Genomic DNA, 14,344 nt, shown 5'->3' on the forward strand with positions numbered 1-14,344 from the left:
CATGCCGCCGCCGATCACCAGCGCATCGACTTTCGCCACCAGGTTCTCCAACAGATCGATCTTGGTCGACACCTTGGCGCCGCCGACGACCGCGATGACAGGCCTGGCCGGCGCCTCCAGCGCCTTGCCCAGCGCCTCGAGCTCGGCTTGCATGCTGCGCCCGGCATAGGCCGGCAATCTGTGGCCGAGGCCTTCGGTCGAGGCATGGGCGCGGTGCGCCGCCGAGAACGCATCGTTGACCCAGATGTCACCGAGCTTTGCCAGCTCCGCGACGAAGGCGGGATCGTTCTTCTCTTCCTCCTTGTGGAAACGGGTGTTCTCCAGGCAGAGGATGTCGCCATCCTTCATCGCGCCGACCGCCTTCGCAGCAGGCTCGCCGATGCAGTCGGTGGCAAAGCCGACCGGCCGCTTGATCACTTCGGAAAGTGCGGCGGCGACCGGCTTCAGTGATTCCTTCTCTTCGCGGCCCTTGGGGCGGCCGAAATGCGCGAGCAGGATCACCTTGCCGCCCCTGTCGGCGATCTCGGTGATGGTCGGCGCGACGCGCTCGAGCCGCGTCGCGTCGGTGACGCGGCCGTTCTCGGCCGGCACGTTGAGGTCGACGCGCAAGAGCACGCGCTTGCCCTTCGGGTCGACGTCGTCGAGGGTGCGGAATGGGTTTGTCATTTGATACTCCCCTTGTGGAGCCCGGGGATTGTCCACCTGCGGTCATTCCGGGGCGATGCGAAGCATCGAACCCAGAATCTCGAGATTCCGGGTTCGGTCCTGCGACCGCCCCGGAATGACGGGTATTTGTCGTTACAGCAGCTTGCCCATCGCCACCGCCGTGTCGGCCATGCGATTGGAAAAACCCCACTCGTTGTCGTACCAGGACATCACGCGCACGAAATTGCCGTTCTGCACCTTGGTCTGGTCCATGTGGAACGTCGACGAATGCGGGTCGTGGTTGAAGTCGATCGAGACGTTGGGGGCGGTGGTATAGCCCAGGATGCCCTTGAGCTGCTGCTCGCTGGCGCGCTTCATCGCCTCATTGATCTCCTTGGCGTCGGTGGCGCGCTTCGCCACGATCTTGAAATCGATCACCGAGACGTTGGGCGTCGGCACGCGGATCGAGACGCCGTCGAGCTTGCCCTTCAGCTCAGGCAGCACCAGCCCGATCGCCTTGGCGGCGCCGGTCGAGGTCGGGATCATCGACATCGCAGCCGCGCGGCCGCGGTAGAGGTCCTTGTGCAGCGTGTCCAGCGTCGGCTGGTCGCCGGTATAGGCGTGGATCGTGGTCATGAAGCCGGTCTCGATGCCGACCGTGTCGTGCAAGACCTTGGCCACGGGCGCCAGGCAGTTGGTGGTGCAGGAGCCGTTGGAGACCACCATGTGCTCCTTGCTCAGCGTGTCGTGATTGACGCCGAACACGATGGTGGCGTCGGCGCCGTCGGCCGGTGCCGAGACCAGCACGCGCTTGGCGCCGGCGGTCAAATGCGCGGAGGCCTTGTCCTTGGCAGTGAAGATGCCGGTGCATTCCAGCGCGATATCGACGCCGAGCTCCTTCCAGGGCAGCCTCGAGGGATCGCGCTCGGCCGACACCTTGATCTTGCCGTTGCCGAGGCTGATCGTATCGCCGTCGACCGTCACGGTGCCGGGGAAGCGGCCGTGCACGGAGTCATAGCGCAGCAGGTGCGCATTGGTCTCGACCGGACCGAGATCGTTGATGCCGACCACCTCGATGTCCTTGCGGCCGGATTCCGCGATCGCGCGCAGCACGTTGCGGCCGATGCGGCCAAATCCGTTGATTCCGACGCGGACTGCCATCTGTCGTCTCCTCTAATGAGTCTGTCGCCCCGCAAGGACTGTCCATAAGTCCTCGGCGTGGCTCTTTGGGCGGACACGCCCGGTTCGGCCGGGCGGGAGCGGGAAAGATTGAGCCCTTGGTAGTCCTTTTTCCTTGCCAGCTCAACTGTTCCCCAGGCGTTTCAGCGCCGCGTTGACCGCCGCCTCGGCGGTAATGTTGAAATGCTTGAACAGGTCCTTGGCGGGTGCGCTCTCGCCAAACGAGTGCATGCCGATGAACTCGCCGTCCTGGCCGATCACGGCGTCCCAGCCCCAGCGCACTGCGGCCTCGATCGCGATCTTGACCGGGGCATTGCCGATGATCGCAGCGCGCTTCTCGGCCGGCTGCGCCAGCAGCAGCTCCAGTGCGGGCACCGAGACCACGCGCGACGCAATGCCGCGCTCCGTTAAGGTTTTCTGCGCGGCGACCGCGATCTCGACCTCGGAACCCGAGGCGAAAAATGACACTTTTGCGTCACCCTGGGCCGCGACCAGCTCATAGCCGCCATGGCTGCAGGGATTGTCCGCAGGCGCGGAGGTCCGGAGCTGCGGCACGTTCTGCCGCGTCAACGCCAGCACGGTCGGGCCGTCGTTACGGTTGAGCGCAAGCTCCCAGCATTCGGCGACCTCGATGGCGTCGCAGGGCCGGAACACGCGCATGTTGGGAATCGCGCGCAGCGCCGCCAGATGCTCGACCGGCTGGTGGGTCGGACCGTCCTCGCCGAGCCCGATCGAATCATGGGTCATCATGTAGACGGAGCCGGCGTGCATCAGGGCCGCGATCCGCATCGCCGGCCGCGCATAGTCGCTGAACGTCAGGAAGGTGGCGCCATGCGGCGCAAATCCGCCGTGCAGGAAGATGCCGTTCACGGCCGCGCACATGCCGTGCTCGCGGATGCCGTAATGGATGAAGCGGCCCTTGGGCGTCTTGGCGGAGAAGTTCTCCGCCGTCTTCGCCCTGTTGTTGGTCGAGCCGGTGAGGTCGGCGGAGCCGGCGACGAATTCGAACGGCATCGCCTCGGCGATCACCTCGATGGCGGCCTCGGAGGATTTCCGGGTGGCGACGTTGAGCGGGCTCGCGAGCAGCTTCTGCTTGTGCTCCTTGAGCGCCTTGCCGAGCGACGCCGGCCGCTCGTGACGCAGACGGCGCTCGAACTCGGCGCGCTTGCGCGGACCCATCTCGGCAAGCCGCGTCTCCCATTCCTGCTTCGCCTCCGCGCCGCGCGCCCCCGTTGCGCGCCAGGCCGCAAGCACGTCGTCGGGCACCGAGAACGGCTCGAGCGAGATGCCGAGCTTCTCCTTGGCGCCCTTCAGCTCGTCGGCGCCCAGCGCCTCGCCATGCGCCTTGGCGGTGCCGGCCTTGTTCGGGGCGCCGTAGCCGATCGTGGTCTTGCAGGCGATCATCGTCGGCTTGTTGGAATCCTTCGCGCGGGTGATCGCGGCCGCGATCGCCGCCTGGTCCTGGCCGTCGATCAATTCCGCCGCCCAGCCCGCCGACTTGAAGCGCTTCACCTGGTCGACCGAATCGGAGATCGAGGTCGGGCCGTCGATCGAGATGCCGTTGTCGTCATAGAGCACGATCAGCTTGTTGAGCTTCCAGTGCCCGGCGAGCGCGATCGCCTCCTGGGAGACGCCCTCCATCAGGTCGCCGTCGGACACGATGACGTAGGTGTGATGATCGACGATCTTCCTGCCGTACTCGGCGGCGAGCATCTTCTCCGCCACCGCCATGCCGACCGCAGTGGCAATGCCCTGGCCGAGCGGGCCGGTGGTGGTCTCGACACCGCTGGTGTGAAAGTTCTCGGGATGGCCCGGTGTCTTGGAGCCGAGCTGCCGGAAGTGCTTGAGCTGGTCGAGCGTCATCTCCGCATTACCGGTCAGATAGAGCAGGGCATAAAGCAGCATCGAGCCGTGGCCGGCCGACAGGATGAAGCGGTCGCGGTCCGGCCATTTCGGGTCGGTGGCGTCGAATTTGAGGAATTGCGTGAACAGCACGGTGGCGATGTCGGCGGCGCCCATCGGCAGCCCGGGATGGCCGGATTTCGCCTTCTCGACGGCGTCCATGGCGAGCCCGCGAATCGCGTTCGCCATACGGGTAGGATCGACTTGCGTCATGATGAGATTCCGTCTGAATGAGGGCTTGATTCGGTGCGCGGGGCCCCGCGGATTTACGGGCGTCTGGATGGGGATTTCGGCTGGATACCACCTGGGTTCCGGGAGTCCAACGCCCAGGCCGCCGTTTGAGTTGCTTTGCGGTGCATAGCTGAGACGCGGCGTTGCGCCGGGCCGGCTTGCCACGTAGATTTCAGCATCTCCAAAGGCTTGGCCTGGCCGCATTTCTCTTGAGGGAATGCGGCGGGCAGGTCGGCGGAAGTCCTGTTGCGCATTGTACGTAAGTATGAACGATCGTCCTGCCAACCTGGAGCCACCACTCGCCGAGCTCGACTCGGCGACGCGCCGGCTCATGTCGGCGCTCGATGCGCTGGAAAGCGCGGTCGAGCGGCGGCGCGAGGCTGACCGCGACGAGGACGAGCTGGCGACCCGGATCCAGGCGCTCGGCGCCGACCGCTCGCGGCTCGCCGACGAGCTCGACGGCTCGCTGGTGCGCTCGCGCAAGCTCGAGCGCGCCAACCGCGAGATCGCAGAACGGCTCGATGCGGCGATCGGCACCATCCGCGCCGTGCTCGGCGAGGCCAATGGCGCCGGCGCCGACCACGAAGAGGATGAGGACGAATGAGCCACATCAACGTCACCATCAACGGCCGGCAATACCGCATGGCCTGCGAGGAGGGCCAGGAGGTGCGGCTGTTGAAGCTCGCCGACAGCCTGGAATCGCGGGTCGAGCAGTTGCGCGGCCGGTTCGGCGAGATCGGTGACGCGAGGCTCACGGTGATGGCCGCGCTGACGGTGTGCGACGAGCTGCTCGATGCCGGCGAGCGCATCCGCAATCTGCAGAAGGAGATCGACAATCTCCGCGACGTCCGCATCGCCGCCGCCGACCGCGCCAAGGCCACCCAGGCCGCGGTCGCGAACGCCCTCAACGCCGCCGCCGAGCGCATCGAGAAGACGACGCAGATCTTGAACCGAACGGTGGGTGGGGGCGTCGCGATCGGGTGAGTGAAGTCGCCGATTTCGGCTGGAGCAGGCGAGTCCGTAGGGTGGAAAGGCGCAAAGCGCCGTGCCCACCATCTTGCCACAGTGTCGCTCCGAAATGGTGGGCACGCTCCGGCCTTCGTGTGTCAGGCTTCGACGCAAGAGGCCGCTTTGCCCATCCTACGAGTCCCGAGCTGCCCACGAGCGTTGCCGACGACGTCGTCTACTGTTTGCGCAAGAAAGCGTATCCTTTCTTCGATGCTCATCTGACATTCGAAAGCATCGTCGAGGCCGCACGCGGCGGCATCTCAAGCTTTGCATTTCGTATTATGCTCCGATGATCCTGATAAAGACCGGCAGGCGCGAAGAACTTCCGGCCTTCGTAAGAGGTTGGACGAAACGCTTTGAGCCGGAAATCGCAGGATGACTGGAGCGCTATGTCGACGCTGTCATAACGATCCTCTCCCGAGAGACCAGGCACTGAAACCATCGGCGCGGACGCATCCCGGACGGGCGGCCGGTCCCTGGTAATTCGAAGACAAGGTCGGTCATGCTGGCCAAACGTCGATAGGTGAGCTATGGAAAGGCTCTTTATAGCTCAAATTATGTGCTATTTATGAGCTATAGGAATGGCCGCTATAACTCATGACCTGGAACTGGCAACGGCCGGGCTGGCCGAAATTCACTTATGATAGCAATGCCCTGGCTGAGCCGGAGCGGCAGTTCCTGCTGCGCGCCGGCGAGCTGATCGGCGCGTTCCGCCATATCGGCGCCGACGACCAGGATGCACTGAGGATCGAGCTGATCGGCGACGAGGCGCTGAAGACGTCTGCGATCGAGGGCGAGATTCTCAACCGCGACAGCGTTCAGTGGTCGCTGCGTCAGCAGTTCGGGCTCGCTTTCGATCGGCGACGCGTGCCGCCTGCCGAGCGCGGCATCGCCGAGATGATGGTCGATCTCTATCGCAACTTCGCGGCACCCCTGACGCATGACACGATGTTCGCCTGGCACAAGATGATCATGGCCGGCGAACGGCAGATCGACGTCATCGGTGCCTATCGTACCCACGTCGAGGCCATGCAGGTCGTCTCCGAAGGCGAGGACGAGCCCGAGGTGCATTTCGAGGCGCCGCCATCCGCATGCATGCCGGCCGAGATGGACGCGTTCGTCGCCTGGTTCAACGACACGCAGCCCGGCGGCGCCCCACCCTTGCCGGCGGTGACGCGCGCGGGCATCGCGCATCTCTATTTCGTCTGCATCCATCCGTTCGAGGACGGCAATGGCCGCATCGCCCGGGCGCTCGCGGAGAAGGCGCTGGCGCAGCATCTCGGACAGCCGAGCCTGATCGCGCTCGCCTACACGATCGAGCGCGCGCGCATTGCGTATTACGACGCGCTCGAACGCAACAACAGGGAGCTGGAGATCACGGATTGGCTGGCCTACTTCGCCAAGACCGTCAACGATGCGCAGGTCAACACCATCAAGCGGGTGAACTTCCACATCGCCAAGGCCAGGCTGTATGACAGGCTGCGCGGCCGGCTGAACGAGCGCCAGGACAAGGTCATTGCCCGCCTGTTTCGTTCGGGCGTCGACGGCTTCGCCGGTGGGCTGAGCGCGCAGAACTACATCAGCATCACCCAGTCCTCCCGTGCGACCGCGACGCGCGACTTGCAGGAACTGGTGGCAATGGGCGCGCTGACGCGAACCGGCGAATTGCGGCATACGCGCTATCATCTGAACGTCTGACGCTGCCGCCGTGGCGAGAGGGGTAGCGTGGGCTAAGGCGCGTCCGCGTCCGCCGAAGCTCGCCGAGCGTAGGCGGAAGCGCCACCATCCATCAACAACGCTGCCTGGAATGGTGGGCACGCTTCTGCCTTCGTGTGGCAGGCTTCAGTGCATGTGGCCGCTTTGCCCACCCTACGCACTTGGGAGTCAGCGTAGACCAGAGGTTGCCGATCGCGCCTTTTCATTTGATCAGCATCCAGGTGACCAATACGTCCGTGAATCCGGCGCGCAGCACGCACCAATCGCCCTTACGATGAAGAAAGCAAAGCCGGCAGGACTGCGAGGTTTTTATCGCTTGTAGCGCAAAATCCAGACGCCCTGGTTCTTGTCGCTTATGTAGATGTAACCGCGCCGGTCTACGACGACGTCCTCGGTTTGGAGAACCAGCTTCCCCTGTGGCATGGGTCCAAAGCGGCGAGTTGGCTCCGGCGGCAGAAAATAGCCCACCTCGGCGGGCAGCCGTGTGTTCGCGACATCGTAGATGCGAAGGCCGGCGTTGAAATGGGCGATGTAAAAGAGGTCGCTCTGCTTCTCGACATCCGGGTGGTACTGATTGTGATTGATGTTGTGCGGTCCGCACCAACCGCCTCGGCTATGGAAGTCCGGGTAGTCTGCGCCTGACGGTGGAATTGGCTGGGGAAGCACGGACAATAACCAAGGATCCGTCGGATCAGAGATGTCTACGATTGAAGCGTGGTGCGCGGGCCCCTGCCCGTACGATATGTCTTCAGAGCTGACGAAGGCGATCTTCCGCTCGGGGATTGGCAGGGCGCTATGCACACCGAACGCAGAGTGGAAGGGAGGGCTGAAATTGAGACGGCCTATCTCCTTCGGTCGAGAAACGTCGCTGATGTCGAGCACAACGAGTCCTGCTGCTCCATAAGGGACGTAGGCGAGATTGCTGGATACGTAAGGCGGTCCGTGCAAGGAGATTCCATCGACGCCCGGACGCCCGCAAAAGCCCATGCACCCGCACATCGAAAGAGATGTCAGACCGTACTTCTTCGAAGCGATTGCCCGTGCGGTCACGATCTCTGATGTCGGCGTTTCGCCCTCTTTCTGACCCGGTATCCACCATCGACCTGCCTCTCTGGGCTTACCGCGATCACTGATGTCGAGTATGACATAAATATTGCCTTTAAATCCTGCCATATTGGCGGCCAGATGCGCATATTGGCCGCCAGCATAGAGATTGCGATGAGTGCCGGTCCCCCCAGTTCGCCAATGGCTGAGTTTCACCGGATCGATGGGATCGGAGATATCCCAGATCAGCACGCCTTCCTCGAACGGCGCGTTGTCGTCTCCTCCAAAGCCGGGCAGCGGCTTTTCTAGTGCGGTGACCATCGTCTCGCCTTGCAACGACACCTGTAACGTGGCCGTGTTGTCTGGTCCTTCTACAAATCGCTCAACGTGAGGATTAGCCGGATCGGTGACGTCCACGATGCTCCAGCCGTGATGCCAGAAATGAGCCGTGTAGAGATACCAACGATCGGCCCGTTGTTGGATGCACATTTTAAAGGCCGGACGGTCCTGCATATCGCAGTAGCCGATTATGTCGATATTCTTGCTGAACGATCCCGGCACTTTCATTGGAATGGCCCGTCTTAAATCCGAAACATAATCGGTTCGCCTCCGGTTGGTTCCTCGCTGATGTCCACCGTTGTAGTCAGGAATGGCTTCCCGCTGAAAGGGGAGGTCGGATCGCATCGCATGATGCGATCCGGGGGGTCAGCTTTCACCGCGAGATTTGTGCCGGTGGCTGGCCCCATCCCAACCCTCCCCCGCAAGCGCAGGGCTATCGCATATGGGGAGAGCAGAGCGGTTGGGCTTACCCTCCCCTGGAGGGGGAGGGTCGGCACGCGATCGAGCGAAGCGAGATGCGTGCCGGGGTGGGGTGACGGTCTCGCCGTATCAGACAGTGTGCGCGCGGAAGCATCACCCCACGCCGGCTCACATTCCGCTTCGCTTCATGTGAGCCGACCCTTCTCCAGGGGAGGGTGACCGGTCGTGCCGATGGCTCGAGTTCATATGCGATAACCCTGCCTTTCAGGGGAGGGAGCGCGCCGTCCGTGACGCAGTCAATCGAGCCAGATGCGATGGTCCTGCCCTGCGATCCGGCGCGGCCGATTCGCCCCAGCGGGCGAAACCGATGCGAGTGAAACGGCGACTGCCCCGCGCCGGCTTGGAAAACCTGCCGAAATCGTCTGCGCCAAAACGGAAATTTCGCGAGCCGTTTCAGGCCGATGCCGGCGCTCAGGCGGCATCGTCTGATTTTTTTCTTTCTTTTTTTCAGAAGTCGTGTATATCCAGGGCCATCCCGTGCCCGCAAGAGGGGCGCTTCGCGATCGTCACGAACGTTGGGCGCGGGATGCGATGGACGCGGCGGTGCTGCGAGACGAGCAGCACCACGCGGACGCGAAGGCGTGTGGTCCTGATTCCCCGACGCTGGAATCAAGTTCGCGGGCGATCCGCGGATGACGGCGGCCAGAAAGCCCGGTGCGCCGAGGAGAGCACGTTATAAGCGTTAACACCATCGCGCAGGGAAGGCCGGGTATCCTTGGCTGAACCTGTGGTTCCTACCCCGTGCTTCCTTGTTGCACGGGGGCCATGGGCATCAGCCGGTGCCCGGTCTTCCCTGCGCCCTCTTGATGTTCGAGGGCTTCGGTCTCGCAAACCTCGGGCTGATCTGTCGCGAGAATGCATCCGCATGTCCGCAGTCTGGCTCGTCATTGCGAGGCGGCGCGGTGAGGTCCTTTCCTTGCGGCCCGCGATGTGTGACTTTGGGCAGAGGGTTCAGCATGCGCAGATCATCGGTCGACGTCGTCCGCATCGCCACCTGCGGTCCGGGCGATGTCTCGGGGTTCATGAGCCTGATCGCGCAGGGCCGGATCGACCCAAGCGCGATCCTTGCGATCCTGGGCAAGACCGAGGGCAATGGCGGCGTCAATGACTTCACCCGGGAATACGCCACAGCCGCACACTGCGCGGCGCTCGCGCCGCATCTCGGCCTGACGCCGCGCGCGGTCGAGCAGCGCATCGCCTTCGTGATGTCCGGCGGCACCGAGGGCGTGCTCAGCCCGCACATCACCGTATTCACGCGACGCGTCGCTGCCGACGGACCATCCTTCGCCGTATCCGGCAAGCGCCTCAGCATCGGGATCGCGCAGACGCGGGACTTTCTGCCCGAGGAGCTCGGCCGCAGCGCGCAAATTGCGGAAACGGCCAAGGCGGTCTCGGCCGCGATGGTGGACGCGGAGATCGCCGATCCGCGCGACGTCCATTTCGTGCAGATCAAATGCCCGCTCCTGACCAGCGAACGCATTGCCGCGGCGGCCGCGCGCGGCCACGCGACCGCCACCACCAGCGCCTATGCTTCGATGGGTTTTTCGCGCGGCGCCTCGGCGCTCGGCGTTGCCGTGGCGCTCGGCGAGATCGAGGACAGGGTCGGCGACGAGGACGTGCTGCGCCGCTACGACCTGTTCTCCTCGGTGGCGTCGACCTCGTCGGGCATCGAGCTGATGCACAACGTCGTCATCGTGCTCGGCAATTCGCAAGCGTCGGCGAGCCCGTTCGTGATTGCCCATGCCGTCATGGGCGACGCGATCGACGCCGACGCCGTGATCGAGGTTTTGCACGCTGTCGGATTGCAGGTGGGGGCCGCGCCCGCGGCAGGCCGCGAGCTCGTCAACATCTTCGCCAAGGCGGAAGCCTCGCCGGACGGCAGCGTCCGCGGATTCCGTCACACCATGCTGGAGGATACCGACATCAGCGCCACCCGGCATGCCCGCGCCGCCGTCGGCGGCCTGATCAGCGGGCTGGCCGGCACCAGCGCGATCTATGTTTCCGGCGGCGCCGAGCATCAGGGGCCGCCCGGCGGCGGCCCGGTCGCCGCCATCGTCCGGCTTGCGACGGCTAACGGCTCCTAACAACACTTAACGGGCAATTTCGCGACGATGGCGCCAAGATCGGACTGTTCAGGCGTGGACCTTCGTTGTGTCGGCCCGCTCATAAACGCCTTGAAACCGGAAGGGGAGTTTGGACATGAACAGGCTCGACATGAAGCTCGAGATCGTCGTGATCCCGGTATCGGACGTCGACCGGGCCAAGGCCTTCTATGCCGGCCTCGGCTGGCGGCTCGACGCCGATTTTGCCTCGGGCGACGACTACCGCGTCATCCAGTTCACGCCGCCGGGCTCCGGCTGCTCGGTGATCTTCGGCAGGAATGTCACCGCGGCGCCGCCCGGCTCGGCGCAGGGCCTGTATTTGATCGTCTCCGACATCACCGCCGCGCGCAAGGAGCTGCTCGACAGAGGCGCTAAGGTGTCCGAGGTCTTTCATGACGCGAGCGGCGTCTATGATGGGCCGGACGAGCCCTACCTGTTCGGGCGGCGCCGCGTCGACGGTCAAGACCCGGAGCGTCGCAGCTACCGGTCGTTCGCTTCGTTCAGCGACCCGGACGGCAATGGCTGGCTGCTGCAGGAGATCACGACGCGGCTGCCTGGCCGCGTGGAAACCGACACGACCTTCACCTCGTCGGGCGACCTTGCGGCGGCGCTGCGCCGCGCCGCGGCCGCGCATGGCGAGCATGAGAAGCGGCTCGGCAAGCATGATGAGGATTGGCCGGACTGGTATGCGGAGTACATCGTCCGCGAGCAGACCGGCAAGGAGCTGCCCTCGTGAGAGGCAGCCAGGCCGAACGGCGGCCTGGCTGCGTTGCGGCTTGCCTCGTGATGGAAACCGTGCACGACTCCGCTCCAGCATCGCAAACCGGAACGAGGTCATCATGCTCACCGTCCATCATCTCGGCAGGTCGCAGTCCGAGCGCATCGTCTGGCTGTGCGAGGAGCTGGAGATTCCCTACGCCTTGAAATGCTACGCACGCGACGCCAGGACCATGCTCGCGCCGGCCGACTACAAGGCGCTGCACGACATCGGCTCCGCTCCCGTCATCACCGACGGCGATCTCCTGCTGGCCGAGTCCGGCGCCATCGTCGAGTACATCGTCGCGAAATACGGCAACGGCCGCCTCGCGCTCGCGGCCGATGATCCCGACTTCGCGCACTTCCTCTACTGGTTTCATTTCGCCAACGGCACGTTGCAGGCCGGCATGGGCCGGTTGATGATGTTGAACCGGCTCAAGCTCGCCGACGATAATCCGGTCCTTTCCGTCGCCAGAGCGCGGGTCGACCGTGCCTTCGACCTCATCGAGGCGAGGGCGCGTGACGCGGACTATCTCGCAGGCCCCACCTTCACCACCGCCGACATCATGATGGGCTTCTCGCTCACCACCATGCGCTACTTCCAGCCCTATGATCTGAAGCGCTGCCCGAACATCATCGGCTATCTCGCCCGCATCGGCGCGCGGCCGGCCTACCGGCGGGCGATGGAGAAGGGCGATCCGGGCATGGCGCTGCTGCTGACGTGAGCGGCCGCGATATCAGACACTCAGCGCTCACGCACCTCGAACGCCAGCAGCACGTTGCCGGGAATGCCGCTCCACTGCCCGTAGCCCGAGTTCACGTAGACCATGCCGTCCACGATGACCGGACCGGGGCCATCGATCGCACCGCCATGGCCCGGGACGCCGTTGACCGTGGTGTAGTCGCGCGCCGTATCGAATTCGAAGAGCAGTCGCCCGTCTTCCACGGCATAGGCGCGCAGATAGCCGCTGACGCTGCCCGAGAAAACGACACCGGGAGTGGCGCTGACGGCGGCGGAAAGGGCGGGGCTGCATCGCTCGCGGTCCCCGCATGGGACCGGCGGCACCTGCATCGTCACCTTCCCGTCCGACAGGCTGAGCGCGAACAGGCCCCCGCCCGCGTTCGGATCGAGGCGCCGGGTGCCGTCGCGAAGAAACCGCACGTCGGAGTTCGCGACGTAGATGTGGTTCTGATCCGCGGCGGAGCCCCACTCGCTGCCGCCGAGCGCTCCGCCTTCGCCGATCCGCGTCTCCCAGAGCGGCTTTCCCTCATCGTCGGGATCGAACGCGTGAACCACGCCCGATTTCTGCGCGATGACCAGTGCGCGATGCCGATCGGGCAGGGCCGCCAGGATCGGCGATTGGCCGAAATCGTGGTCCGGCCCGTGATCCTGCGGGCAGTTGGTCCTGTCGGCGCCGAAGCAAGCCACGACGAAGCTGTCCTTCGGTGTCGCCTGCCGGTGCCAGAGCATCCGGCCGGTCTTCAGGTCGAAGGCGAGGATGGCATCGCTGGTGTCCGCCGGCGGGTTCGAATAGGAATTTCCAGTTGCGACATAAAGAGCCCGGCGCTGAACGTCGATGGTCGGGGCCGACCAGACCGAGGCGCCCGACGGGCCGTAGAGCTGCGTTCCCTGCGTATTCCTGGTCGTGGGCTGTGGCGGCTCGGGAATCGTATACGCCTTCCAGATGCGTCCGCCGGTCGCGGCGTCGAGCGCCACCACGCTGCCGCGGAACGTGCAGCATTGGTAGGACGCCTGCGATCCCGTCGCCTCCTCGATGGACGAGACCGAAACGTAGAGGACACCGGAAGACAGGACCGGTGTCGCGGTGACCCGGGCCGCCAGGTGGTCCTCGACCCTCTGCTTCCAGATCAGTGCGCCGGTCGCGGCGTTCACGGCGTAGACATTGGCAAGGACGTCTCCGAAGAAGACGGCGAACTGATCCGTTCCGGCCAGTGGACCGAAACTCACCGCGGTGCGAACCGGCGCCTCCGTCGCGTAGGTCCAGATCGTGCATCCCCTCTTGGCGTCGAGCGCGTGAAGCTTGCGATCCGCGCCTCCGACGAACAGCATCCCGCCGATCACCGTGGGCTGGGCGTTCGCGACCGTAACGCCCGGAAATCCAAAAGCCCATTTCACCTGCAATCGCGGCACCTGCTCCGGCGTCAGCCGCGCCATCTCCATCGGCTGAAAGCGGCTGTTGTTAGTATCCGCGCCCCAGCCGTTCCATCGCGGTGCATCGAGCGCGCCCTCAAATGTGAGCGGCCGTTCGGCGCACGCCGCCGAGGCCTCGTTGGTTGCGGTCGCCGGAGGATCACCGGCCGTCCTGCCCGTGACGAAAGCGGCGAGGGCCTTGCGCTCCTCTTCCGTCCGGCCTTTCGCCATGTCGGCCATGCTGCCCGAGGTGATGGTCCGGAGCACGTGCTCGAACGACATCGACCCGAGCGCGCCGCGGTTGGGCACCCGGCTTTGCGGGTCGCCGGCATCGTGGCACTGGGCGCAATGCCGGGCATAAAGATCAGAGCCGACCTGCTGGGCCAATACGGCCGAAGACAGCCAGAACGAGAGACCGACGATGGCAATGCCGAGCTTCATGGCGTTTCCCAAGTTCGATTGGCGGGTTGGTCGCCGCGATCCGGAACGATAATGCAGGCGACAGGGCTCGAACAGGCCGCGCCAACGTGGTGATCCCATCCCGCCACCGGTTAACGCTGGCGGTTTGGGCGCTTCGTCGCTACATTACGCGCAGCGAGGCTGCGTCGCGCGTCAGGGACCATATATCCCCGGGGCCTTATCGATCCTTTAGGGAACTGTCCCTGGCCGGGTCCGTGGATCCGGACATATGGTGCCCACCTACTTTCGTAGGGAACTCCGGGATCGAGCGTTCCAACGGCGATGGCGGCTTCGCGCTTGTTCTTTGCACTTGCTGTTTCCGCGCGTCCCG

The 14,344-nt window shown here is 64.7% G+C and carries 11 protein-coding genes and 1 other RNA gene; 7 read left to right on the forward strand and 5 right to left on the reverse strand.

Features of this window, described 5'->3' with window-relative positions; translation table 11 throughout:
• The 3 genes from pgk to tkt all read right to left on the reverse strand — a co-directional run.
• Positions 1-666, reverse strand: a 666-nt coding sequence (pgk, locus tag JOY90_RS36780; protein ID WP_291695989.1) for a phosphoglycerate kinase, incomplete at its 3' end; no start/stop codon positions are given.
• Between the two features lie 132 nt (positions 667-798).
• The gene (gap, locus tag JOY90_RS36785) at positions 799-1,806 is read right to left on the reverse strand and encodes a type I glyceraldehyde-3-phosphate dehydrogenase (protein WP_291695990.1); all 1,008 of its coding nucleotides are present in this window, start codon (positions 1,804-1,806) and stop codon (positions 799-801) included.
• Positions 1,807-1,947: 141 nt separating this feature from the next.
• On the reverse strand, positions 1,948-3,939 hold the full coding sequence (tkt, locus tag JOY90_RS36790) for a transketolase (protein ID WP_291695991.1): 1,992 nt from the start codon (positions 3,937-3,939) through the stop codon (positions 1,948-1,950).
• Between the two features lie 283 nt (positions 3,940-4,222).
• Here tkt and JOY90_RS36795 point away from each other — a divergent pair, with 283 nt between their 5' ends.
• The 3 genes from JOY90_RS36795 (at position 4,223) to JOY90_RS36805 (ending at position 6,663) form a co-directional block, all read left to right on the forward strand.
• Positions 4,223-4,561: a DUF4164 domain-containing protein gene (locus JOY90_RS36795; RefSeq protein WP_291695992.1), complete on the forward strand. Its 339-nt coding sequence runs from the start codon at positions 4,223-4,225 to the stop codon at positions 4,559-4,561.
• Complete coding sequence (locus JOY90_RS36800) at positions 4,558-4,941, forward strand: cell division protein ZapA (RefSeq protein ID WP_291695993.1); 384 nt, start codon at positions 4,558-4,560, stop codon at positions 4,939-4,941. Before JOY90_RS36795 ends, JOY90_RS36800 begins: the two co-directional genes overlap by 4 nt.
• 621 nt (positions 4,942-5,562) lie before the next feature.
• On the forward strand, positions 5,563-6,663 hold the full coding sequence (locus tag JOY90_RS36805) for a Fic family protein (RefSeq protein ID WP_291695994.1): 1,101 nt from the start codon (positions 5,563-5,565) through the stop codon (positions 6,661-6,663).
• A 327-nt stretch (positions 6,664-6,990) separates the two neighbouring features.
• On the opposite strand, the gene JOY90_RS36810 is transcribed toward JOY90_RS36805, so the two are convergent.
• A complete protein-coding gene (locus tag JOY90_RS36810) occupies positions 6,991-8,292 on the reverse strand; it encodes a hypothetical protein (protein ID WP_291695995.1) in 1,302 nt (433 codons plus the stop codon).
• 1,208 nt (positions 8,293-9,500) lie between these two features.
• On the opposite strand from JOY90_RS36810, the gene JOY90_RS36815 reads away from it, so the two are divergent.
• The 3 genes from JOY90_RS36815 to JOY90_RS36825 all read left to right on the forward strand — a co-directional run bounded on the left by JOY90_RS36815 (position 9,501) and on the right by JOY90_RS36825 (position 12,127).
• Positions 9,501-10,628, forward strand: coding sequence for a ring-opening amidohydrolase (locus JOY90_RS36815; protein WP_291695996.1), 1,128 nt, complete (start codon positions 9,501-9,503; stop codon positions 10,626-10,628).
• 115 nt (positions 10,629-10,743) lie between these two features.
• Complete coding sequence (locus JOY90_RS36820) at positions 10,744-11,382, forward strand: VOC family protein (RefSeq protein WP_291695997.1); 639 nt, start codon at positions 10,744-10,746, stop codon at positions 11,380-11,382.
• A gap of 103 nt (positions 11,383-11,485) precedes the next feature.
• The gene (locus JOY90_RS36825) at positions 11,486-12,127 is read left to right on the forward strand and encodes a glutathione S-transferase family protein (RefSeq protein ID WP_291695998.1); all 642 of its coding nucleotides are present in this window, start codon (positions 11,486-11,488) and stop codon (positions 12,125-12,127) included.
• A gap of 20 nt (positions 12,128-12,147) precedes the next feature.
• Here the strand turns inward: JOY90_RS36825 and JOY90_RS36830 are convergent, their stop codons facing one another.
• Positions 12,148-13,995 carry a PQQ-binding-like beta-propeller repeat protein gene (locus JOY90_RS36830; RefSeq protein ID WP_291695999.1) on the reverse strand — a complete coding sequence of 616 codons (1,848 nt, stop codon included), beginning with the start codon at positions 13,993-13,995 and terminating at the stop codon, positions 12,148-12,150.
• A 153-nt stretch (positions 13,996-14,148) separates the two neighbouring features.
• Here JOY90_RS36830 and ssrS point away from each other — a divergent pair.
• Positions 14,149-14,309: non-coding RNA, 6S RNA (ssrS, locus tag JOY90_RS36835), on the forward strand.
• The last annotated feature ends 35 nt before the right edge of the window (positions 14,310-14,344 follow it).

This window comes from Bradyrhizobium sp. (assembly GCF_019242285.1).
Lineage (GTDB): Bacteria > Pseudomonadota > Alphaproteobacteria > Rhizobiales > Xanthobacteraceae > Bradyrhizobium.

Bases quoted from the DNA above. Each gene is read 5' to 3' on its own strand.
- gap (WP_291695990.1), bottom strand. From the start codon at position 1,806: ATGGCAGTCCGCGTCGGAATCAACGGATTTGGCCGCATCGGCCGCAAC.
- tkt (WP_291695991.1), bottom strand. From the start codon at position 3,939: ATGACGCAAGTCGATCCTACCCGTATGGCGAACGCGATTCGCGGGCTC.
- JOY90_RS36795 (WP_291695992.1), top strand. From the start codon at position 4,223: ATGAACGATCGTCCTGCCAACCTGGAGCCACCACTCGCCGAGCTCGAC.
- JOY90_RS36800 (WP_291695993.1), top strand. From the start codon at position 4,558: ATGAGCCACATCAACGTCACCATCAACGGCCGGCAATACCGCATGGCC.
- JOY90_RS36805 (WP_291695994.1), top strand. From the start codon at position 5,563: ATGACCTGGAACTGGCAACGGCCGGGCTGGCCGAAATTCACTTATGAT.
- JOY90_RS36810 (WP_291695995.1), bottom strand. From the start codon at position 8,292: ATGAAAGTGCCGGGATCGTTCAGCAAGAATATCGACATAATCGGCTAC.
- JOY90_RS36815 (WP_291695996.1), top strand. From the start codon at position 9,501: ATGCGCAGATCATCGGTCGACGTCGTCCGCATCGCCACCTGCGGTCCG.
- JOY90_RS36820 (WP_291695997.1), top strand. From the start codon at position 10,744: ATGAACAGGCTCGACATGAAGCTCGAGATCGTCGTGATCCCGGTATCG.
- JOY90_RS36825 (WP_291695998.1), top strand. From the start codon at position 11,486: ATGCTCACCGTCCATCATCTCGGCAGGTCGCAGTCCGAGCGCATCGTC.
- JOY90_RS36830 (WP_291695999.1), bottom strand. From the start codon at position 13,995: ATGAAGCTCGGCATTGCCATCGTCGGTCTCTCGTTCTGGCTGTCTTCG.